This window comes from Helicobacter mesocricetorum (assembly GCF_900198605.1).
Taxonomy (GTDB): domain Bacteria; phylum Campylobacterota; class Campylobacteria; order Campylobacterales; family Helicobacteraceae; genus Helicobacter_D; species Helicobacter_D mesocricetorum.
Map to the genome: position 1 here is coordinate 29,513 of NZ_FZPJ01000020.1, position 20,737 is coordinate 50,249.

23 protein-coding genes and 1 other RNA gene are annotated in these 20,737 nt (G+C 33.5%); 12 read left to right on the forward strand and 12 right to left on the reverse strand.

From position 1 onward, the window contains the following. Positions 1 to 6 precede the first annotated feature (6 nt). Positions 7 to 1,875: a molecular chaperone DnaK gene (gene dnaK, locus C6H18_RS05730; protein WP_104722155.1), complete on the forward strand. Its 1,869-nt coding sequence runs from the start codon at positions 7 to 9 to the stop codon at positions 1,873 to 1,875. Between the two features lie 507 nt (positions 1,876 to 2,382). On the opposite strand, the gene C6H18_RS05735 is transcribed toward dnaK, so the two are convergent. Genes C6H18_RS05735 through C6H18_RS05755 form a run of 5 tightly spaced genes read right to left on the reverse strand, consistent with a single transcriptional unit; the run spans position 2,383 to position 7,459 of the window. Further along, positions 2,383 to 4,110, reverse strand: a complete 1,728-nt coding sequence (locus tag C6H18_RS05735) for an ATP-binding protein (RefSeq protein WP_104722156.1) — start codon at positions 4,108 to 4,110, stop codon at positions 2,383 to 2,385. A 20-nt stretch (positions 4,111 to 4,130) separates the two neighbouring features. Next, positions 4,131 to 4,592, reverse strand: a complete 462-nt coding sequence (locus C6H18_RS05740) for a hypothetical protein (protein ID WP_233704081.1) — start codon at positions 4,590 to 4,592, stop codon at positions 4,131 to 4,133. After that, a complete protein-coding gene (gene lpxC / locus C6H18_RS05745) occupies positions 4,579 to 5,466 on the reverse strand; it encodes a UDP-3-O-acyl-N-acetylglucosamine deacetylase (RefSeq protein ID WP_104722158.1) in 888 nt (295 codons plus the stop codon). Before lpxC ends, C6H18_RS05740 begins: the two co-directional genes overlap by 14 nt. Then, on the reverse strand, positions 5,466 to 6,041 hold the full coding sequence (locus tag C6H18_RS05750; RefSeq protein ID WP_104722175.1) for a septum site-determining protein MinC: 576 nt from the start codon (positions 6,039 to 6,041) through the stop codon (positions 5,466 to 5,468). The genes lpxC and C6H18_RS05750 overlap by 1 nt, the downstream gene beginning before the upstream one ends. Before the next feature lie 8 nt (positions 6,042 to 6,049). Beyond that, positions 6,050 to 7,459 carry a M23 family metallopeptidase gene (locus C6H18_RS05755; protein WP_104722159.1) on the reverse strand — a complete coding sequence of 470 codons (1,410 nt, stop codon included), beginning with the start codon at positions 7,457 to 7,459 and terminating at the stop codon, positions 6,050 to 6,052. Between the two features lie 98 nt (positions 7,460 to 7,557). Here C6H18_RS05755 and C6H18_RS05760 point away from each other — a divergent pair, with 98 nt between their 5' ends. Further along, a complete protein-coding gene (locus tag C6H18_RS05760) occupies positions 7,558 to 8,379 on the forward strand; it encodes a ferritin-like domain-containing protein (protein WP_104722160.1) in 822 nt (273 codons plus the stop codon). Here C6H18_RS05760 and C6H18_RS05765 read toward each other — a convergent pair. After that, on the reverse strand, positions 8,365 to 9,138 hold the full coding sequence (locus C6H18_RS05765; RefSeq protein ID WP_104722161.1) for an undecaprenyl-diphosphate phosphatase: 774 nt from the start codon (positions 9,136 to 9,138) through the stop codon (positions 8,365 to 8,367). The two genes, C6H18_RS05760 and C6H18_RS05765, sit on opposite strands and share 15 nt — an antisense overlap. A gap of 126 nt (positions 9,139 to 9,264) precedes the next feature. Here C6H18_RS05765 and C6H18_RS05770 point away from each other — a divergent pair, with 126 nt between their 5' ends. Continuing rightward, on the forward strand, positions 9,265 to 10,686 hold the full coding sequence (locus tag C6H18_RS05770) for an acetyl-CoA carboxylase subunit A (RefSeq protein ID WP_104722162.1): 1,422 nt from the start codon (positions 9,265 to 9,267) through the stop codon (positions 10,684 to 10,686). Positions 10,687 to 11,417: 731 nt separating this feature from the next. On the opposite strand, the gene ruvB is transcribed toward C6H18_RS05770, so the two are convergent. Then, entirely contained in the window at positions 11,418 to 12,419 is a 1,002-nt protein-coding gene (gene ruvB / locus C6H18_RS05775; protein WP_104722163.1) for a Holliday junction branch migration DNA helicase RuvB, read from the reverse strand. 12 nt (positions 12,420 to 12,431) lie between these two features. After that, positions 12,432 to 13,238 carry a 3-methyl-2-oxobutanoate hydroxymethyltransferase gene (panB, locus tag C6H18_RS05780; protein WP_104722164.1) on the reverse strand — a complete coding sequence of 269 codons (807 nt, stop codon included), beginning with the start codon at positions 13,236 to 13,238 and terminating at the stop codon, positions 12,432 to 12,434. A 71-nt stretch (positions 13,239 to 13,309) separates the two neighbouring features. On the opposite strand from panB, the gene ssrA reads away from it, so the two are divergent. Together ssrA and C6H18_RS05790 are read left to right on the forward strand one after the other, a co-directional pair. Beyond that, positions 13,310 to 13,676: a transfer-messenger RNA gene (gene ssrA, locus C6H18_RS05785) on the forward strand. 35 nt (positions 13,677 to 13,711) lie between these two features. Then, positions 13,712 to 14,131, forward strand: a complete 420-nt coding sequence (locus C6H18_RS05790) for a hypothetical protein (protein WP_104722165.1) — start codon at positions 13,712 to 13,714, stop codon at positions 14,129 to 14,131. Between the two features lie 109 nt (positions 14,132 to 14,240). Here C6H18_RS05790 and C6H18_RS05795 read toward each other — a convergent pair whose 3' ends face one another. From C6H18_RS05795 to C6H18_RS09775, 3 genes are read right to left on the reverse strand one after another with little or no spacing between them, the layout of a single operon-like run. Further along, the gene (locus C6H18_RS05795; RefSeq protein ID WP_104722166.1) at positions 14,241 to 14,798 is read right to left on the reverse strand and encodes a C39 family peptidase; all 558 of its coding nucleotides are present in this window, start codon (positions 14,796 to 14,798) and stop codon (positions 14,241 to 14,243) included. A 24-nt stretch (positions 14,799 to 14,822) separates the two neighbouring features. Continuing rightward, positions 14,823 to 15,389 carry a hypothetical protein gene (locus tag C6H18_RS05800; RefSeq protein WP_233704082.1) on the reverse strand — a complete coding sequence of 189 codons (567 nt, stop codon included), beginning with the start codon at positions 15,387 to 15,389 and terminating at the stop codon, positions 14,823 to 14,825. Further along, positions 15,331 to 15,642, reverse strand: a complete 312-nt coding sequence (locus C6H18_RS09775; protein ID WP_233704083.1) for a nucleoid-structuring protein H-NS — start codon at positions 15,640 to 15,642, stop codon at positions 15,331 to 15,333. Before C6H18_RS09775 ends, C6H18_RS05800 begins: the two co-directional genes overlap by 59 nt. 401 nt (positions 15,643 to 16,043) lie before the next feature. Here C6H18_RS09775 and C6H18_RS09710 point away from each other — a divergent pair, with 401 nt between their 5' ends. From C6H18_RS09710 to C6H18_RS05820, 6 genes are all read left to right on the forward strand, one after another. After that, the gene (locus tag C6H18_RS09710; protein ID WP_267891869.1) at positions 16,044 to 16,169 is read left to right on the forward strand and encodes a hypothetical protein; all 126 of its coding nucleotides are present in this window, start codon (positions 16,044 to 16,046) and stop codon (positions 16,167 to 16,169) included. Positions 16,170 to 16,177: 8 nt separating this feature from the next. Then, complete coding sequence (locus C6H18_RS05805) at positions 16,178 to 16,408, forward strand: hypothetical protein (RefSeq protein WP_104722167.1); 231 nt, start codon at positions 16,178 to 16,180, stop codon at positions 16,406 to 16,408. Positions 16,409 to 16,468: 60 nt separating this feature from the next. Next, positions 16,469 to 16,618, forward strand: a complete 150-nt coding sequence (locus C6H18_RS09445; protein WP_158654876.1) for a hypothetical protein — start codon at positions 16,469 to 16,471, stop codon at positions 16,616 to 16,618. Positions 16,619 to 16,763: 145 nt separating this feature from the next. Further along, positions 16,764 to 17,387, forward strand: coding sequence for a hypothetical protein (locus C6H18_RS05810; protein WP_104722168.1), 624 nt, complete (start codon positions 16,764 to 16,766; stop codon positions 17,385 to 17,387). Between the two features lie 11 nt (positions 17,388 to 17,398). Then, positions 17,399 to 17,578 carry a hypothetical protein gene (locus C6H18_RS05815; protein WP_104722169.1) on the forward strand — a complete coding sequence of 60 codons (180 nt, stop codon included), beginning with the start codon at positions 17,399 to 17,401 and terminating at the stop codon, positions 17,576 to 17,578. Positions 17,579 to 17,717: 139 nt separating this feature from the next. Beyond that, positions 17,718 to 18,518, forward strand: a complete 801-nt coding sequence (locus tag C6H18_RS05820; protein ID WP_104722170.1) for an MBL fold metallo-hydrolase — start codon at positions 17,718 to 17,720, stop codon at positions 18,516 to 18,518. A gap of 233 nt (positions 18,519 to 18,751) precedes the next feature. On the opposite strand, the gene C6H18_RS05825 is transcribed toward C6H18_RS05820, so the two are convergent. Beyond that, positions 18,752 to 19,075, reverse strand: a complete 324-nt coding sequence (locus C6H18_RS05825; protein ID WP_104722171.1) for a hypothetical protein — start codon at positions 19,073 to 19,075, stop codon at positions 18,752 to 18,754. A gap of 118 nt (positions 19,076 to 19,193) precedes the next feature. On the opposite strand from C6H18_RS05825, the gene C6H18_RS05830 reads away from it, so the two are divergent. Next, entirely contained in the window at positions 19,194 to 20,120 is a 927-nt protein-coding gene (locus tag C6H18_RS05830) for a tRNA dihydrouridine synthase (protein WP_104722176.1), read from the forward strand. Positions 20,121 to 20,737: the final 617 nt, after the last annotated feature.

Genomic DNA, 20,737 nt, shown 5'->3' on the forward strand with positions numbered 1-20,737 from the left:
TAGATTATGGCAAAAGTATTAGGAATAGATTTAGGAACAACTAATTCGGCAATGGCAGTTTTTGAAGGCAATGAGGGAAAAATCATCGCCAACAAAGAAGGAAAAAATACCACTCCATCGGTAGTAGCATTTACCGATAAAGGAGAGATTTTAGTAGGAGACCCCGCCAAAAGACAGGCTATCACAAACCCAGAAAAAACTATTTACTCTATCAAAAGAATTATGGGGCTTATGAGTAATGAAGACAAAGCCCAAGAAGCCAAAAAACGACTTCCTTATAAAGTAGTCGATAGAAATGGAGCGTGTGCGATTGAGATTGCTGGGAAAGTTTATACACCCCAAGAGATTTCTGCAAAAATCTTGATGAAGCTAAAAGCCGATGCAGAATCTTACTTAGGTGAGGAAGTAACAGAAGCTGTAATCACCGTCCCTGCGTATTTCAACGATGCTCAAAGAAAAGCCACCAAAGAGGCTGGAACGATTGCGGGTTTAAATGTTTTAAGAATTATTAACGAACCAACTTCTGCGGCTCTTGCTTATGGACTAGATAAAAAACAAGCCGAAAAAATCGTGGTTTATGACTTAGGTGGAGGGACTTTTGATGTTACCGTTCTTGAAACAGGAGACAATGTCGTAGAAGTCTTAGCAACAGGTGGAGATGCATTCTTAGGCGGAGATGACTTTGATAACTGCATCATTGATTGGGCGGCAAGTGAGTTTGAAAGCGAAAATGGAATCAACCTCAAAAACGATGTTATGGCATTACAAAGACTAAAAGAAGCGGCTGAAAATGCCAAAAAAGAATTAAGTAGCGCACAAGAGAGTGAGATTAATCTACCTTTCATCACAGCAGATTCTAGCGGACCCAAGCATTTGGTGAAAAAACTTAGTCGTGCAAAGTTTGAATCGCTTATTGAAAAATACATTGACCAAACTATCAACAAAATCGGAGATGTGATCAAAGATGCGGATTTAAGCAAATCAGATATTGCCGAAGTGGTTATGGTAGGAGGCTCTACAAGAATCCCAAAAGTGCAAGATAGGGTAAAAGACTTCATTGGCAAGGAGCTTAATAAGTCTGTTAATCCTGATGAAGTTGTAGCCATTGGTGCGGCGATTCAAGGAGGGGTTTTAAAAGGGGATGTCAAAGATGTGCTTTTACTGGATGTTACGCCTCTTAGTTTAGGGATTGAAACCTTAGGGGGTGTAATGACAAAAATCATTGAGCGAGGCACGACGATTCCGGTTAAGAAAAATCAAGTATTCTCAACAGCGGAAGATAACCAACCCGCCGTAACCATTCAAGTTTTACAAGGAGAGAGGGAGTTAGCAAGGGATAATAAAGTGTTAGGGAATTTTGAATTAAGCGGAATCCCAGCAGCACCTAGAGGAGTGCCACAAATTGAAGTAACTTTTGACATTGACGCTAATGGAATCTTAACCGTATCTGCCAAAGATAAGGCAACAGGAAAAGCCCAAGAAATTAAAATCACAGGCTCTAGCGGATTGTCAGATAGTGAGATAGAAAAGATGGTTAAAGATGCCGAACTCAACAAAGAGGAAGACCAAAGAAAAAAAGAGGTGATAGATATTAGAAACCAAGCCGATAGCCTTGTTTATCAAACCCAAAAAAGCCTCAATGAGATGAAAGATAAAATCGACACTGCAGAAGCAGAAAAAATACAAAATGCCATTAGCGCATTGCAAGAAACCCTAAAAAATGATAATGCGACAAAAGAGGAGATTGAATCAAAAGTCAAAGAACTCACAGAAGTTAGCCATAAACTCGCAGAATCTATGTATAAAAAAGAGGATTCCACACAACAAGCAAACCAAAAAAAGGATGATGACATCATTGATGCAGAGGTTGAATAACCCTCTGCTTAAACCACACAAAAACATAACTACAAAAACACCAAACTCATCTTAGATAACTCAAAAACCTTTCTATAAATCCTTTGTGTTCTTGAGACTTTAGGGCAAACTAAAACCCTTAATTAAAACCCCTCTCTACGCCCTACACCTACTTTTTACTTCTACTTTGACGCCCCTGCTTTCTACCTCTACTTTGACTAACCCCTACTTTGGCTACCTCTGCTTTGGGGATGTAGAAAATCAAAAATTGTAGGAATCTAACGCCTTTTACTCTAATTAAGCTATACCCACATACTTACAAACTATCACCCTTAAAAATCACGATGTATAGAACTTTATCGCAAAAGACATTCCATAAATCATAAGAATTCCTAGATACCACCTAAACTCTTGCATAAGCCTAAAATACTTGATTTTTCTTGAAGTAAAGAGATTTCACATTCTACCTTTTAAGATTCTAACTTTACAACTTCTTATTTTTAAAATTTCTTGAACTTTAGAAACTACCTACCTAAACCCCATTTCTCTTTGACTATCAAAATTACTATTCATCTCTCTTTTAATCTCTGCAATAAAACCTTCTGTGGTAAAAAGTGGTATTTTCGAGCTTGCAACATTATAAGCGGTATTTTTAACCACTAAAGCAATCTGCCCTCCTGTAAGTGCAAAATCCGCCAATCTTTTTAAATTAAATGTTTTTTCAAAAGGTGCATTTTTAGGCAAAAGCCTTTCCCATAGCAATACCCTTTCCTCAAAATTGGGCTTTTTAAAGGCAATCTTATAATTAAATCGCCTAGAAAATGCGGTATCAATGGTTTCTAAGAGATTAGTAGTGGCGATTAAAATCCCATCAAAATGCTCAATTTGTTCTAAAAAAATATTTTGCATTTGGTTATGCATTTTCTCCGCTCCACCTCCACTTGAAGTTGTTCTAGTGCTTAAAAACTGGTCAGCTTCATTAAGCAATAAAACAGGAGATAATTTACTTTTTGTGCAAATATCTTGATAAGTCTCAAAAATCTTGCGGACATTTTTTTCGCTCTCCCCTACATACATAGATAAAATTTTGGAGCAATCAAAGCTTAATACAGGCTTTTTAAAAGATTTTGCTAGAGCTAAAGCCGTAAGCGTTTTCCCCGTCCCTGCAGGTCCATAAAAAATAATTTTTGCTTCAATGCCACGACTTTTTTCCTTAATCCCCCACTGCTTTAAAAGCTTTAAAACCTCACTATTAACTTGCTTTAATAAAACTTCCAAAGTAGCTCTTGTTTCTTGATTTAACACTACTTTACTAAGAGAAATTTTAGGTTTTAAATACTCAAAAATCTCTTGCTCTTTTACCAAAGATTCTAAACTTATTCTTTGTTTTTTGGTATCAGCTTGTATATGGGTAATTTTTTTTAAAATTCCATCGGGGATAAAAAATGTCCGAGATATTCCTCCAAATGGATTAAAAATCTCATCATAATCAATAAAACCTTTTTGAACTAACTTACTCCCATCGTCCAATAAAGAACGATTCTTTATCCTATCATAATCATTAACGCTAACTAGATTAATTAAAGAGTTTAAATCCCTTACTTCTGTTTCTTTTCCTGAATATTCCTCTTTTAGGAGTGCTAAAAATAATATTTTTTCTTCTTTATTAAAATCATTTTCTTTAAAAAGCTCTTCTAGGGGCAATTTTTCTTTAGTAATTTTTACCCTCAATTCTATCCTTTGTTGTAGAGATTGCGACTTTTGTAACATTTTATTTAACAAAGGCGAGGGCTGTTTATCATTTTTTAAAGGTATTAATCCCCATAAGACTTGAATCAATAAAAATTGATCTTTTAAATATTCTAAATGATTAGCATAAGGGATACTTTGGGGCAATTTTGGGTTAATACTACCTCCCTCTAAAATTTTCAAAAAATTTGCACTCAAAGAAAAGCTTACATTGATAAGTTCTAATAAAATAATCTCCGCTCCTGCATTTTTTAAAAAATTATTTTGACTAATCCATCCTAATTCTAAAAGATTCTTAAAATAAGGTAAATATTTAAGAATTTCATACTTTTTAGGTGCGAAAAGAAAATTAATCATATCAATACATAAAATCTCATCATTGCCCTTTAAAAGCTCTGCGCACATATAGCGCAAAATCTCTACTTCTTCTTTGGAGCATTTCAAATAAGGAAATAATATAGTTTTAGTGATAGGTTCAGTTTGCATAAAATTCAGTAAATGCTTCATCAAGTTATCCTTAAGCAAGGTTAAAGTGCAGGTAATAAGTATAAGGGCTTAATCATTGGACTAAAGCAATCCTTATTTAATATTGGCGGGAAGGTATATTCTGCCTCTTGTATTAATTCTTTAAAATTCTCCAAAAGAATTTGACCCTTCTTGCGGACAAAATAACTCTTTCCATAAGCCCTAATAGGAGAATCTCCATTAAATTCAAATCCATTTGTCGCTAAAAGCTCTATTCCTTTAGTAATTGCTAAAGTTTTAGCAAAAATATAAACTAATTTTAATGCCATAAAACTTCCCGGACCATTAATAAAAAAAAGTGTTTGGACTTTTGGGTATTTATCGCATACTTTAGCAAACAAAGGCAAAAGACAATCACTTAATTGCCCCTCCATTTGAAAAGATTCTAAGAATCTCTGCCCATCATAAACCCCTATTTTTAAAGGTTTGCTGGTAGAAAAAATTAAAAGATTATATTCTTTCATAAGCATAATCATAAGTTTGTTCAATATCTCCTAATTCCATAATTTCATAAGATTTATCCTCGCTAAGGAGTTTTTTGGTTAGGAGATGATTAAGTTTGTGGCTTCCTGCATAAGAGATATAAGCCCCCAAAAGAGGGATTCCAAGCAAAGACATATCGCCAATAGCATCTAAAATCTTATGACGAACGAATTCTTCTTTATAGCGCAATCCGCCTTGATTTAATATCCCATTCTCATCAAGCACAATAGCATTATCTAACGAACCGCCTAAAGCCAAACCTTTAGAACGTAAATACTGAACCTCTTTTAAAAATCCAAAAGTCCTAGCCCTTGCAATTTCTTCTTTATAATTTTTTGTCGAAAAATGAAATTTATATTTTTGCGTCCCAATGGCTGGATGTGGGAAATGAATAGCAAAATCAAAAATACATTCTTTATTAGGTTCTAAACGAACAAATTTATCATCATCTTTAACCTCAATAGGTTTTTTAATCCTAAGAATCTTTTTATTAGAGTTTTGTTGCTCTATTCCCGCCTCCTCTAAAAGCATACAATAACCAATGCTACTACCATCCATAATAGGCACTTCTTCATTATCCAAAACAATTCTTAGATTATCAATCCCATAAGAATGCACTGCAGAAAGTAAATGTTCAATGGTAGAAACCCTATACCCATCTTTGGCAATAACTGTTGCCATTGTTGTATCAACTACACTCTCTGGCTTTAAAGGAATATTAACACCCACATCATTACGAAAAAAATGGATTCCGCTATTTTCTGGAAGTGGCTCTAAGCGCATCTTCACAGGCACACCCTTGTGCAAACCAATTCCGACAACTTCAATGGCTTTTTTAAGTGTCTGTTCTTTCATCATAAATCCTCTATTATAATTTCATTATTCTTCTTATAAATTCTTTTAGCCCCATCACCTAATCTTTGCTTTTGGATAATCTCTCCGCCAAAGACAATATTTCCTTGCTGGAGTGATGTAATAATAAGGTATTCTCCATTGCAAGAAATATTACCATTAACTTCGCCAAAAATTTGGATATTCCCTTGAGATTGTATCAAAGCACCACTATTAATGCGTCCAAAAATAGTAATATCTCCCTCACTTTTAACTTCCTCTCCGCTACGAATAGTGCGATGAATAACAAGGGTATTTACTACTTTTTGCAAAGAATTTTTTTCTACTTTTTGTATTGGAGAAAAATCTTTATTATTTTTTAAATCCCTTAAAATTAAACCTTTTTTATAGGATTGTTCAAAAAAATTAATTTCTTTAGAGCATAAAAAATTTCTTAACTCTTCACTCAAAATATAAGTAAATACTAGCAAAAAACCCTGCAAAAAAATAGAATTTTTATTTAAATACTCAATAATTTCTTTATCCTCTCCTTGCGAACATACAAAAACTTTTAAATTCTTCTGTCTTATTTGGAGCATCATCATTCCTATAAACTATTAATAATTCCTTTAGCCTCAACAATAACTTTTGTAATGTTATTTTCAATCCATTTAGAATCCATCCATTCAGCAGTCCATACCTCATATCCTTGAACTAAAACCCCAAAATGCAAATGATCACCCAATGATAAACCTGTATTGCCCGTATTGCCTATTATAGTTCCTCTCTCCACCTTATCACCAATATCCACTAAGGATTTTGTTAAATGTGCATAAAGAGAAGACAACCCAAGACCATGATGGATAACTAAAGCATTTCCATCGATTCCGATAAATTCATCAACTATAACCTCACCCGGATTGCTTAAAATAATAGGAGCTTGTTTGACACTTGCTAAATCTAAGCCCATATGGTTAGAATAACCCACCACTTCCCCTTGATAAATAAAAGTGCGATGATCCCCAAAACTAGCCGTTACTGCAGCATTCTTAAGAGGAGAGAAAGCAGAGATTTGAAAATCCTCTATGGTTTCTAAAGAAAAAGTAGCACCCGCTTGCATAATGTGTTTTTCGCTATATTGCCTTATATCTTCATTAATATACTTAAAAATAGAAAGCTTATCAACAAAACTCTCTAAACTCCTATCTCCTATCTCTTCTACTAGACTTGAAATTTTTCCATCAATAAAAGAATCTGTCAGGGAAATGTTAGATTTTCTATACTCTTTTTTGACCGCGAAGAAATTAATAGGAGCAACACTGACATTACCTGCTGTATCACTAGCATAAATCTTTGCATTAAAGGCTAGATTATTTTTAGGCCAAGCCAACAAAGAAATATAATAACCCTCTTTATAAAAAGGCTGAGGAATAAATTCGTTTTCACCATTGGAGATTCTAATCTTTTCTAAATTCTCATCTTCAACTCTAAAAATCACTAAAGCACTTCCACCTTGTGTAATCCTATAAGAATTGGATACAACTGCTAATTGTGGCTTTTTGGTATCTATTGTAATAGCAATATTCTCTAAAGTTTTATTACCGCTAAAAAAATTCCACTTGCTCTTATCTGTTACTTCCACTATGAGATTTAAAGATTGAATATTTTTTGTGGGGATATTTGGCTTTTCTATAGCAAGACAAATGCCATTTTCCTCATCTTTAGCCACAAAAGGGCATTCACTAAAGGGAGCCATTTTGGTTGGTAAAAAAGATTCTTTTAAATCTCCTTCATAAGATACTCTATAATCCTTAATGCCTGTATCATCACTTAAATAAATAAAAAAATCTCCATTGAGATTCCAGCTAGGCTCTAAAGAAGTCTTAATCACTGGCTTATTCCTCTCAAATCCCTCAGAAGAGAGCATAAAAAGTCCTGCTCCTAAAAAGAAAACAACAAGCACTAATCCAATAATTTTTACAAAACTTCTTGATTGAACTTCTGATTGAATTTCCATAGTAATTCCTAATCTTTAATCATCTCAAAGAATTATAACTGAAATACCTAACTTTTGGATATAATTTAGACGGATTTTTCATTAACAAGGTTTTATTATTGAGTTTTTTTGCTCTCCTTTATCAAGCCCTTCAAGCAACAAGTGCAGAAGAAAAATGCACCCTTGTGCAAGATATTTATGCGCATTTTTATTCGCTAAAATTTGTCGATGAACCTATATTTTTGCTTGAAAGACCTACTTTTGCAAATTTCTGCACTATCCTCCCAAAACACAAAGTCCCACAAGGAAAAGTCTTAAAAACAGACTTGAATTTTGCGCATCTTTTACACTCTATTACACATATTGAATTTAGTGCTATTGATTTAGCCCTTGATTGTGCCTATCGTTTTAGAAACCTGCCCTTGCAATACTATTTTGACTGGATAGAAGTTGCCAAAGAAGAGGTGCAACATTTTTTAGCATTACATAATCTTTTAAATCACTTAGGGTATAAATATGGAGATTTTGGGGTGCATACCACACTCTTTGATTGTATGCAAAATTGCAATATCCTACTAGATAGGATAGCTGTAATCCCTAGAGGTATGGAAGCCGTTGGGCTAGATGTCAATCCTTTTCTTTGCGCAAAAGTTAGCACCAGCAAACACCCTATTAAAGAAGAATTATTAAAAGTCTTAAATATTATTTTAAATGAGGAAATTTCCCATGTTTCTAAAGGAGATATATGGTTTCATTATTGCTGTAATTTAGAAAAAATCCCTCTTAAAGAGCATTCTAAGACATATTTTAAAATTTTGCAAAAACATCATTTCTCTTTCCCTAAAGCAAATTCTCTATTAAACACTAAGGCGCGTCTTAAGGCAGGATTCACACAAGAAGAGATAGATTACTTAGAGCAAAACCAATTAAAGCACATCTAAATAAAATAAACATATCACACCCAAGATAATCCTATACACTCCAAAAGGAATAAAATTAAAACGAGCAATAAATCCTAAAAAAAATCTCACAGCTATTAAAGCCGAAAAAAAGGCTACAATAAATCCAACAAGAAGCAATAAAAAATTATCCACATTTAAGAGATTATAATTTTTATAGAGGCTATAACCACTTGCAACCACCATAGCAGGAAGTGCTAATAAAAATGAAAATTCTGCAGCAACCTTCCGATTGCAACCTAACAACAACCCACCAATAATAGTAGATCCACTCCTTGAAGTTCCGGGTATCAATGCTAAAGCCTGAAAACATCCAATCCATAAAGCCTGTTTATAAGAAATTTGCGAAACTTCTTGAATGAAATGTGTTTTTTCTTTATAGAAAAATTCCACCACGATAAAAACAATTCCTCCTATAATCAACATAATAGCCACAATCAAAGGATTAAAAAGGGATTTAATAACACTATAAAACAAAAATCCCAAAATCCCTGCAGGTAAAAAACCAATCATTAGCTTTATCCATAAATCCCAACTATTCTTATAAAGCTTTTCCCAAAAAATAAAAATAACCGCTAAAATAGAACCCAATTGGATAACAACTTCAAAAACCTTATGAAAAGGATTTTCAGGGATTCCCAATAACTTTGAAACTAGAATTAAATGTCCGGTTGATGAAATAGGTAAAAACTCTGTTAATCCCTCTACTATCCCTAAAATTGCAGCATTAATAAAATCCATTTTCTGCCTTTGAATGTGTAAAAATGTGAGAATTCTAACACATTTAAAAAGTTTTACAAAACTTTCAAGCATAGAATAAAAGAATAAAGTATAAAATAACCAATCAACTTCAATTTGGGAGTTCTTATGTTTAAAAGAATCTTAATTGCTAATCGTGGTGAAATTGCTGTAAGGATAATCCGTGCCTGTAATGATTTAAGCATTGAATCTATTGCGATTTATTCACACGCCGATAGAGAAAGCCTACATGTTAAAATGGCAACTTATACTTATGCAATCAGCGAAGATCCCATTAAAGGCTATTTAAATCCTGATTTAATCATCGAAGCCGCTAAAGCACTTGAAGCTGAAGCTATCCATCCGGGATATGGCTTTTTGAGTGAAAATGCACTTTTTGCTAAAAAGGTAAAAGAAGCAGGGCTTGTATGGATTGGACCAAATAGTGAAGTCATTGCTAAAATGGGGGATAAAAATGCAGCAAGAAACTTAATGATAGCTAATGGAATCCCCGTAGTTCCTGGAACTGAACCACTTAATGCTTTAAGCATCTATGAGATTTATAAAATTGCTAACAAAATTGGCTACCCCATTATTCTTAAAGCAAGTAGCGGAGGAGGTGGTAGAGGGATACGCGTAGTCTGGAAAGAAGAAGAATTAGAAGCATCTTTTAATGCTTGTAAAAGGGAAGCTCTAACCTTTTTTAAAAATGATGATGTTTTTATGGAAAAGTATATTCAAAACCCGCGTCATATTGAATTCCAAATTCTAGCCGATAATTATGGCAATGTTATTCACCTTTTAGAAAGGGATTGTTCGATTCAAAGACGTCACCAAAAACTTATTGAAATTGCACCTTGTCCAACAATTAGTTCTGATTTGCGTCGCAGAATGGGAACTGTCGCAGTCGCAGCAGCAAAAGCAGCTAAATACACCAATGCAGGAACTGTGGAATTTTTAGTAGATGATAGTAACGATTTTTATTTTATGGAAATGAACACAAGAATCCAAGTAGAACACGGCGTAACAGAGGAGATTACAGGTTTGGATTTAATTGCTAGGCAAATTAGAATCGCAAATGGTGAAATTTTAGATTTAACACAAAGTGATATTCACCCTCAAGGATATGCGATTGAAGCTAGAATTAATGCAGAGGATGTTCATAATGATTTTATACCAAATCCCGGAACTATTACTGCTTATTATCCCTCACTTGGTCCTTTTGTGCGGGTAGATAGTTATATTTACAAAGATTTTACCATTCCTCCATTTTATGATTCAATGGTTGCAAAGCTCATTGTTAAAGCCGGAAGCTACGATTTAGCCGTCAAAAAGCTCCATAGGGCTTTAAATGAGTTTAAAATACGGGGAGTAAAGACTACCATTCCTTTTCTTATCAATATCTGCAATGATAAGGACTTTAGAAAAGGCAATTTTGATACTTCTTATTTAGAGGCAAAAATCAACGACTTGCTACCTCAAGAAAGATTTGATGAGAGTGATTTAATCGCCGCTATGGCTGTTGCTTTAGTTAGCCACTTTGAAGAATAAACACCTATTTCACTTTATTTACATTTAAAGTATTTTTAAAATACCCAACATCTCCATACTCTCACTTTTTTAAAGAGGATACCCAAAAGTCCCTAAGTAAATAAGGATTCTTCCCACAACACTTAACCAATAAATCCATTCCACCCTAACCTTTCTTTTACCAATTATTCTCTTACCCACTTTTTGCATTTTTAATTTCACGATTACCAGAACTACCACCCCTTGTTTGCTCCATTATTTAAATACATCAGAAAATGTAAATATAGGTGCAATATAGCTCTATGTAGATAAAAACCACTTTTGTTAAATCTTTACTCATTATTCTATTCTTTATATTTAAAGAATACATAATTATCATTATAGTAAAAACTGCAACCAATCCAAGATAAGCAATATAGCTATATTGTGCATATCTTACTGCTTTATTTTATCTAGTTTCTTTAGCTTTTTTATTTTCAAAATAAACTAATTGGGCTTACTTTATTGAAATATCCAAGATTATCTTTATCCAATATTATTAGTCATCAAACAAAACTTCGTTTTAATGCTAAACGCTTATAATAACCCCAAATAAAGCCATTGAAACTATCACGACAAACTCTATGTAACTCTATATTTTGTCTTTACATTTCTCACACAAAATATGTGCAATAAGCATCATAGGTATTTTTAGCATTCCTTGCCTTTATAATAGCTATACTTATGAAATGACTTTTAAGCAAAACAATGCCTTAAAATAAACTATCACTTCTACTAAAACTAAAGAGTTCATAAGTTTTTTGTGTCGCAATTCTTCCTCTAGCTGTGCGCTCTAAAAACCCATTAATAAGTAAATAAGGCTCAATCACATCTTCGATTGTCCCCTCATCTTCACTCATTGCTGCTGCTAAGGTGCTAAGCCCAATAGGGCGCCCCCTGCTCTCGCAAATAATCTTTAAAAAACGCAAATCAAGCTCATCAAAGCCATATTCATTAACCCCTAATTCATTTAAAGCATATTCAGTGCGCTCTTTGGTAATAACCCCCTCTTCTGCTACCTCCGCAAAATCTCTAACCCTCTTTAAAAGTCTTAAAGCTATTCTAGGTGTCCCTCTTGAACGTTTGGCGATTTCTAAAGCACCCTCTTTCAAGCATTCCTTTTGTAATTTAATAGAAGCAATACCCACAATCCTTGCTAATTCTTCTTGTTCATAAAATTGCATACGAAACTGCATTCCAAATCTATCGCGTAAAGGATTACTAATCATTCCCGCCCTTGTTGTTGCGCCAATTAAGGTAAAATGGGGTAAATCAATTTTCACCGTTTGAGCGGCAGGACCACTCCCAATAATAATATCTAACCTAAAATCCTCCATAGCCGGATACAAAATTTCCTCAATCGCAGGAGAGAGCCTATGAATCTCATCAATAAATAAAATCTCACCCTCACTTAAATTGGTTAAAATTGCGGCTAAATCTCCTGCTTTCTCAATCATAGGGGCTGCGGTAACTTTAATAGAAGTATTCATTTCGCTACTAATAATATGCGCTAAAGTAGTTTTTCCAAGCCCCGGGGGACCAAATAATAAAATATGATCTAAAACTTCTTTACGCTTTTTAGCCGCATTAATAAAGACTTGCAAATTTTTCTTTAACTTTTCTTGTCCAATATAATCATCCCAAGTAGAGGGACGTAGCCTAACCTCCTCCTCACTTTCTAATGCCATCTTTTCTATTTCGACAATTCTTTCCACTCTTAATAACTCCTAATAACTCTCATCATCATTAGGAAAATCCCCATTTTTAACATCTTGCACATATTCTTTTAAAGCTTTCCTAACAAGTTCTGCCCCTTTTAAATACTGACGCACAAATTTAGGTTTAAAGTCCTCAAAAAACCCTAAAGCATCACTCCATACCAAAACCTGTCCATCGACATCTCTACCACTCCCAATCCCAATAACAGGAATCTCAACGCTTTTTGTAATTTGTCCTGCGACTTCTGCTTTAACACCCTCTATGAGGATACTAAAGGCTCCACATTCTTCCATAACTTTAGCAGTTTTTAATAATTCTTCCACACTCTTTGAATCTTTTCCTTGAATCTTATATCCACCCTCAGACCTCACAAAATGAGGTTTTAATCCAATATGAGCCATAACAGAGATTCCATTCTCCACTAAAAGCTTAACCATATCACTAGCCTCCATACCCCCCTCAATCTTAATAGCTTGTGCATTGGTTTTTTTATAAATCTCAATACACCAAGCTAAGGTTTCTTGAGCATTGGCTAAAGCCCCAAAAGGCAAATCACACACTACCAAGCTTTGCTTTACCCCATTACAAACCGCTTGTGTGTGATAAATCATACTCTCAAAATCTGCGCTTAGAGTATCACAAGCCCCAAAAAAACTCATACGCAAACTATCACCCACTAATATCATATCCACCTCTCCATCAAAAATCTTAGCAAAGAGGGCATCATAAGCAGTTATCATTGTGATTTTTTCTTGGTTTTTCTTTTTTTTAATTTGCGTGATAGTCGTAGATTTTATAGAACTTTGAATACTCATTACTAGCCTCCATTTAAAAGAAAATTTTACTATATTTTAGCATTATTTATGCTACAATCCATACCCTATTCGGGGCTGATTTGAATTTCGACAGGATTTAGATGGCTCTAGCTGCATGCCAACTTGCACGAAGTTGTAAAACCCGCGCACTAAATATAAACGCAAACAACGCAAATTACGCTCCAGCTTACGCTAAAGCTGCGTAAGTTTATCAAGCTTTTGGAGCTATTTTTGGCAAAGATTCTAGCTATTTTCCAAAAATATCATTTCTGCTAGATGCAATCTTGCTCCGCCAAGGCAAGATGAAGTTTTGGCTGTCTTTGTGAATGATTTTAGGAAGTTTTGCTTCACAAAAAAGATGAAAACCCTAAAAAGCATGTAATCCAGCGGTGTTGGTCTAATTTTTGGACTGGGGTTTGATTCCCCACAGCTCCACCAAATCTTCGTTTTTGCTACTTTTGTAAAAATATCGTATGGCAAATATTTCAAATCAATTTATCTCCCATACAAATCTAAGGTTTTTTGATAAAATACTTGAGGATGATATTTCTCGCATAGATAAAACCCTCTTAAATACACAAGAATCAGAACAATCCAAGATAGATAAGATTTTAGATTCTATTGAGAATTTTACATTCTATCAACATAAAGGAGTAAGCTTTGATACAAGGGGAAACTATGGACCTCAAATAATAGGCACTGGCATTGATAGTAGCGAATCTCCGAATAGCAATGTAGAATTTAATGATTATTATAAGGCATTACCTATACCAACAGAAAGTGAGTTTGAAGATACAAAGGATAGATTATTAACGCAGATGAAGGATATTTTAAAAGAGACTTATCTTAATAAAGGTGGGGATAGTAAAGAATTTTTGCATTTATACGCGTAGTGCAAATACAGTGATGGTCGATTTAGAGGAACGCAAAGAAGCTAGAGATACTCAAGAAGTTAAGACTCCTAAAGAAGCTAGAATCCCTAATGCTTAGATGTTTAAAACCTTATTTAAAAAACCTTTCACTGGGAAACTCTAAATCTTTTATGACAGGCTTAAGGTTATCCTTAGAGGTTATAATTAAAGCATAACCTCCTATTTCATCCTTATCCCAAATAGAATAAAATTCTTTCTTGGTGCTAATATATTCCCCAAAACTTGGATCAAGCACCCTAATAAAATCGCCTTGATAATTCACAATTACTACAAAATGTGGATACCTAGGATCATTTTCTATTTTTACAAGCAAGGGATAAGAAGTCTGTTCTAATATCTCTCTGGAGAGCTGGAATCCTTTTATATCGTAGCCTAAAGTGATAGCAAGTTGTTGTAATTCTTTAAAGCTTAACATATCGGTTTTTTGTTTTAAAAGTGCCAATATATCTTGCTCTGTATATTGTTTAAAAGTGAATAGATTTACTAAGGTAGCCAATGAAGAAGCCCCACAAGATTCCTCAAAATGTTGCCTAATAACATTTTGATTATGGATTTCTTGGAGAGATTTCACAGGAAAGCTAAAGCAAAGATGAGAAGAACATAGAAAAATAAAAATAGCTTTATTCATTAAACAATCTCACTTAAATATTACTTAAAATTTCTTCCAAAAGCTTATTGTAAAAACACTATCAGGAGCAGAGGAGCTTCCACCAGCAGTTCCAGATACAGAAATTGCAGTATCAGAATTCAAGCTATAAGTTGCACCCAAAGAAAATGTGGGAATAGAATAAGAATTTGAAGTTTTTCTTCCCTCAAATGCTGAAGCAGTTTGGAATCTTTGTTGCAATCCAACATCTAAAGAAACCTTTGGGCTTAGGACTATAGACATATCTAGCCCAAAGTTAATATTATTTCCATATTTTAGCTTCCCATAATTAAACTTTCTATCTGCATTATAAACCCCTCCAATATAGACTGATGAAACAATAGGATCAGAATAATTTCTTAACGCAAATTGTGCAGAAAAAGATTTAAAAATAAAGCTTTTTCTTTCATCAAAATGTTTCTCTCTTTGCAGTATTCCACTTTGTAAAGTAACTTGTGGGACAAATATGCTCCAAAGGCTACTTCCTGTATAAATCCCACCAACCCACAAAGAATCAAAGCCAAAACTCCTTTTCAGAAGCATATTCTCTACCAAGGTTTCTCGTATATTCATTTTGCTTATAACTTCCATTTCCAGCAACAAGTAAATCAAATTTTGGGATAAGGGTATAAACAAAAGATTGGCTAATAGAAACCTGCTTTGTATCTTTCCAAGTTCTCGTATCAGGTTGTGCTACAAGTGTCGGATAGAGATTATAAATATAAGCATTCCCACTATTGAGATAACTTAAACTTGTAATACTCCTTAAACCAATTTGCTTTTTAAAAAGTGAATCTATGGTAATAGGATCAGAGGCAAAGCTCATAGAAAATAAATAGAAATAGAGAGTAAAGTCCTTTTAAACATTGTGTTCCTTATTTGTAAATTTTAATTAGCAATAAAGCTTTACAACATTGCATAGCACACTATAATCCAAAAAATACCTATCAATAAAGAATAAAATTTCACTTTATCAATGATGATATTTAAAACATCTAAAATCTCCAAATCAAAGAAAATAAGCAAATAAGAATCTACATTCTAAAATAGTGTGGGAGAAGTATTACAAGGCAACCAATACACTAAATAGATTCTAAAATATCTATTAATGCTACCTTGTTGTAACTTCTTATTAAAACATTCTTTAAAGAAGTAAAGAGTCTTTTCTTATTGGAATAAAATTTGCTAGGATAAAAATTGTTAAATTATACATTGAAGGAGTTAGTTATGAAAAAGTTATTCTTAAGTTTAGGCATAAGTTTAGGATTGATAAGCTCACTCTTAGCTCAAGAGTTAGACTTTATTGCTCTTGCCACTAAGGCTAAGTTTAATGAAATTTCTTTAGAAATTTAGGAGCAACTATGCAAACACCAAACATCACACCACTTAACCATACACTATTTACCCTCTCTAGTGATTTTATCGTTCCAGATAATTCTACAAGCTTTGCCAATATGTTAGCCAAAACAGAAAATGCAGAAGAATTAAAAAGCCCAATGCCACTTCTGGGAGATAAACTCAACCCTAATGATTATCAAGAAAGCTTGAAAAATCTAGCACTAGCACAAATGAGGGAGTTACAAAGACTTTAACTAAACAATAAAGGATTAAAACTTTTGCAAGGACGCATAATTATCTAAAAAGGATAAATTATGACAACAAACACTTCTTACAAACCTTTAAACATACAAAGTGATTATTCCGTTTCTAATGCTCGTAGAGAAATTTATCTACAATCCTTACAAGAAAAATTAAAAAAAAGCTGGAGGGGGTGGCTATGCAGAATGGTATCTCCCTCCTGAATCTTTCATCAATGCTTTTGATTATCTTGGAGGCGGTAATTTCATAGGGAAAGGCATTAGGCAAAGTAGATTAGACACCAACCCCCTTAGCTTCCAAAACACTTTAGAACAAGAACAAAGCCTAGCCTCAAAGGCAACAAGTCAGATGCAAGATTTTTTAAACACTCCTAATCTGGCTAATTTTAAAAGGAATGAAGTATCTCTAAATAATAATGATTCTAAAAACACCTTTGGAGGCTATGCTACTGATGAATATGGCTTTATGGGAGAAGAGTTTTTAAAAGCTACTAATCTACCTAGTGATTATAAGATTCATAAAAATGCCTTGCAAGCAATCTATGATGTATCGACTATTCCTATCGCAAGAGAGGGTAGTAGGGATGATATTCATCCAATATATGATAGCATTGACATCATCGCAGGTATCTCTTATGCCTATGAAGAGTTACAAGATCTTACACAAGGAAAGTTTAATTCTAAAGAATCTTATTCTGAAAATGAAATCCAACAGATGTTTAAAAATGATGCTCTTTGGAATTTTAATTTTCCTTTGAATACCCCTTTAATGCGGGATTATAAAAACAAAAAAGGAGAGTTTCAAAGAGAGGGTATTATGCTAATGTATGCTCTCACTTATGATACTTTTGCAAAAGCAGAATCTCCTTATACAAAACTTAGTGAATATGGCAAGTTTTCAAAAGGAATGCCAAGCTCTTATAGCCCTAGTGAAACAAATGATTCTAACAAAAAACCAAAAACACCCGAATAGCTAAAAAAGAAATGCTTGATAAGCTAGGAGAAGTGTATTTAAAGATTTTAGAAAATACAAAAAAGACAGATAATACTGATGCCTTAAAAGAGATTAATGGTTTTATCAATGAAACAATTAGGGAGCATTCCTCCAAATCAAAACTATATTCTCCCAATGAGCTTAAAATTATAATCGAAAACTTCTTTTAAAGATTATTCCCTTTGTGGGAATTGCAATTAACCATAAATCCGCATTATCACTTAAAAATACATTCCAACCCTAATTTAAGCTTATTTTTTTAGGGGATGATTATAATTCGCTAGTTATATTATTTAAGGAGAAACCCCAATGTATAAAATATTAGTTCTAATTTTTCTACTGCCCTATATTGTATTTGGCAATGAATATCATCTTAAATTAAAAGATAGTGATATTTATATCTTTTCTTTAAAGACTTCCCCTATAAACCCTTCTATACTCTTACCCCATTTAGATTCTGAAAAGGAGTTAATCAAAGAGATGTATGAGGGCAAAAACAAAACCAATGAACACAATATTATGCTTATTAAAGACGCAAAATTCATAGCCTTAGTGGATACAGGATATGAAAACACCATAGAAAAACTCCAAATGTTCTTAAAAAAAGCTGGAGTAAATTTTGAAGATATTACACATATCATCATTACACACGGGCATATGGACCACATAGGAGGATTAACCCAAAATGGCAAAAAAACCTTTCCTAATGCAAAGCTACTCATTGACGAAAAGGAATACAATTATTGGATAAATCAAGAAGTCAAGGCAAAGGAGATTCTTACACAATTTCAAGAAAATAAAGAATTTTTTAATCACAACGATAAACTCTTTGATAGCTCTTTAGAAATAAAAGCCATAAAAGCCTATGGACACACACCCGGACATAATATCCTAAGCATTCAAAAGGGTAAAGACAAACTCATATTTTGGGCAGATTTACTCCATACCTTTGATGTGCAAAATATCCAACCACACATTAGTGTAACCTATGATATAGACAAAGAAGAAGCGGCTAAAGTAAGAACAAAATTTTTAGAAGAATGGAAGAAGAATAAAGTTCTTGGAGTTGGCACACACACTCCTTTTACCCAGCCTATTGCTTTAGAATAATCCAAAGGGATTATTCCCTTTGCTATCTTTTGCAAATCCTATAAGCTTATAAAAAACTTTTTTGCGTCATAGTTATTAAATCCACTTTGCAAGGCTACCAAATTTCATTTTATTGCTATGTTTATCTCTCATCAAGCACCTCTAGCATTGGATACAAACTTAAAACTACAAAACCCCCTAATCTCTCTAAGGCAAAGCTATCTAAAATTGCTTAATGATACATTTAAGATAATTTAATAGGCTCTTCTTCCACATTTCCACTCTACTTCTCTTGCGCCAAAAACACCCTCTGCTTGAGGGATAATATCTATCTCAACAAACATTCCCGGCTGCAATGACGAAAAACCCCCATAAGTGTCCCACATACCAAATAATCCACAATCATCCCCTTTTAGCTTCGTATGAGGATAAATTTGTATTTCTATATTTCCATTAGGACTTGACAATGTGATAGTTTTAGCCATATCATTGACAAAAACAATTTCTCCGTGAATATCAGCTAACATAGGGATACTTCCCAAACTCATTAAAACCAAAGCTAAAAAAATCTTTTTCATCGTTTTTCCTTATCATTGTTTTGAAAAATCTTACCGCTTTATTGTGTGTTTTTTGTTAAGATTCCAAAAACTCTAAAGGCTATTTTTGCAAAACACCATTCTACCTCCAAACACTCTAATGTTAGCACCACTTGCAGGATATACAGATTTGCCCTTTAGGGAGGTTGTAAAAAAATTCGGCGCAGATATTACCGTTAGCGAAATGATTAGCGCACACGCCCTTGCCTTTAAAAATAAAAAAACAATGAAAATGGTAGAAAAGTCTCCGCTAGAAAATCCTTTTGCACTACAAATTGCGGGTAATGATTTAAATATTATCCAAAAAGCCATAGAGTTTTTAAATACTTTAGATTCTATACAAATCCTTGATTTAAATTGTGGTTGTCCAGCCCCAAAAGTCTCAAGCCACGGAAGCGGAAGCTCACTTTTAAAGGATCTCAATAAGCTCACTATTATCCTAACATTCTTGAAAAAAATCAGCAAAATACCCTATTTAAGCGTCAAAGTGCGACTAGGATTTGATAAAAAAATACCTCTTGAAATCGCTAATGCACTCAATGACTGCCCTATTGATTATGTGGTTGTTCATGGACGCACTAAAAGTGATGGTTATAAAAAAGAAAAAATCGATTATCAAGCCATCAAAACGATGAAAAGCATTCTAAAATGCCCCCTTATTGCCAATGGCGAGATAAACTCTCCAAAAATAGCCCAAGAAGTCAAAGAATTCACAGGTGCAGATGGATTGATGATAGGGAGAGCCGCTATACAAAAGCCTTGGATTTTTACACAAATTAAAGACAATTTAGAAGAATCTATCACACTAAGAAAGCAAGTAACTTTAGAGCATTTTGATAGAAGTATAGAGTTTAGAGGAGATTATGGAGCTATTATGTTTCGCAAAAATCTCCACGCATATTCTAAAGGATTAGAGGGAGCAGGTGAGTTTAGGAATAAAATCAATACTTTAACTAATCCTACACAAATGCGAGAGTCTATCTTAGAATTTTTTCACCATACAGCCCTAATCCTAAAAGAATCTTAATCCTTTTTGCTAAGGACAGGTTGTTATCAAAGCTTAGGTTTCCTACTCTTGTTTGTAAGGTTTTAAGATTAAGGGGGTTGGGTTATTGTTTTTGTTTTCTTTTATTCTTTGGATTCTTCTTTAAAGAGGACAATAAAGAAAAAGTAAAGCTTTAAGAAGTAAAGAGTTTTGAGAGTGGCTTGGGAAAAGTTTGCTTGCAAACTAAGGGTTCTCACCGCCACGAAAAAAAATTCTTTACTTCTTAAAGGAATCTCGTTTAATAATTTAAAGAATTGTTTGATTCTTTTTACTATTGAAACTTTAGTTTCTTTACTATTTAAACTCTATTTAGTCTTTTACTCCCTTAAGTTTAAAACCTTACAAGCAATTAGGACAGCTTTGTTTATTATCTATTAGAGTTATTATATAGCAATGATTAATTCTATATCAAAGCTTAAGTTTCCTACTCTTGTTTGTAAGGTTTTAAGGTTGAGGGGGTTGGTTGGTTTTTTTATTTTTTAGAATCTTTAGGTTAGGTGGATACTTAGTTTAGTTAGTTTAGGTTGATTGGATTAGTTAGATTCTTGATTTAATTATTTGTGGTAGGATAGTTTAAATAATAAAGGAGATGATACTTA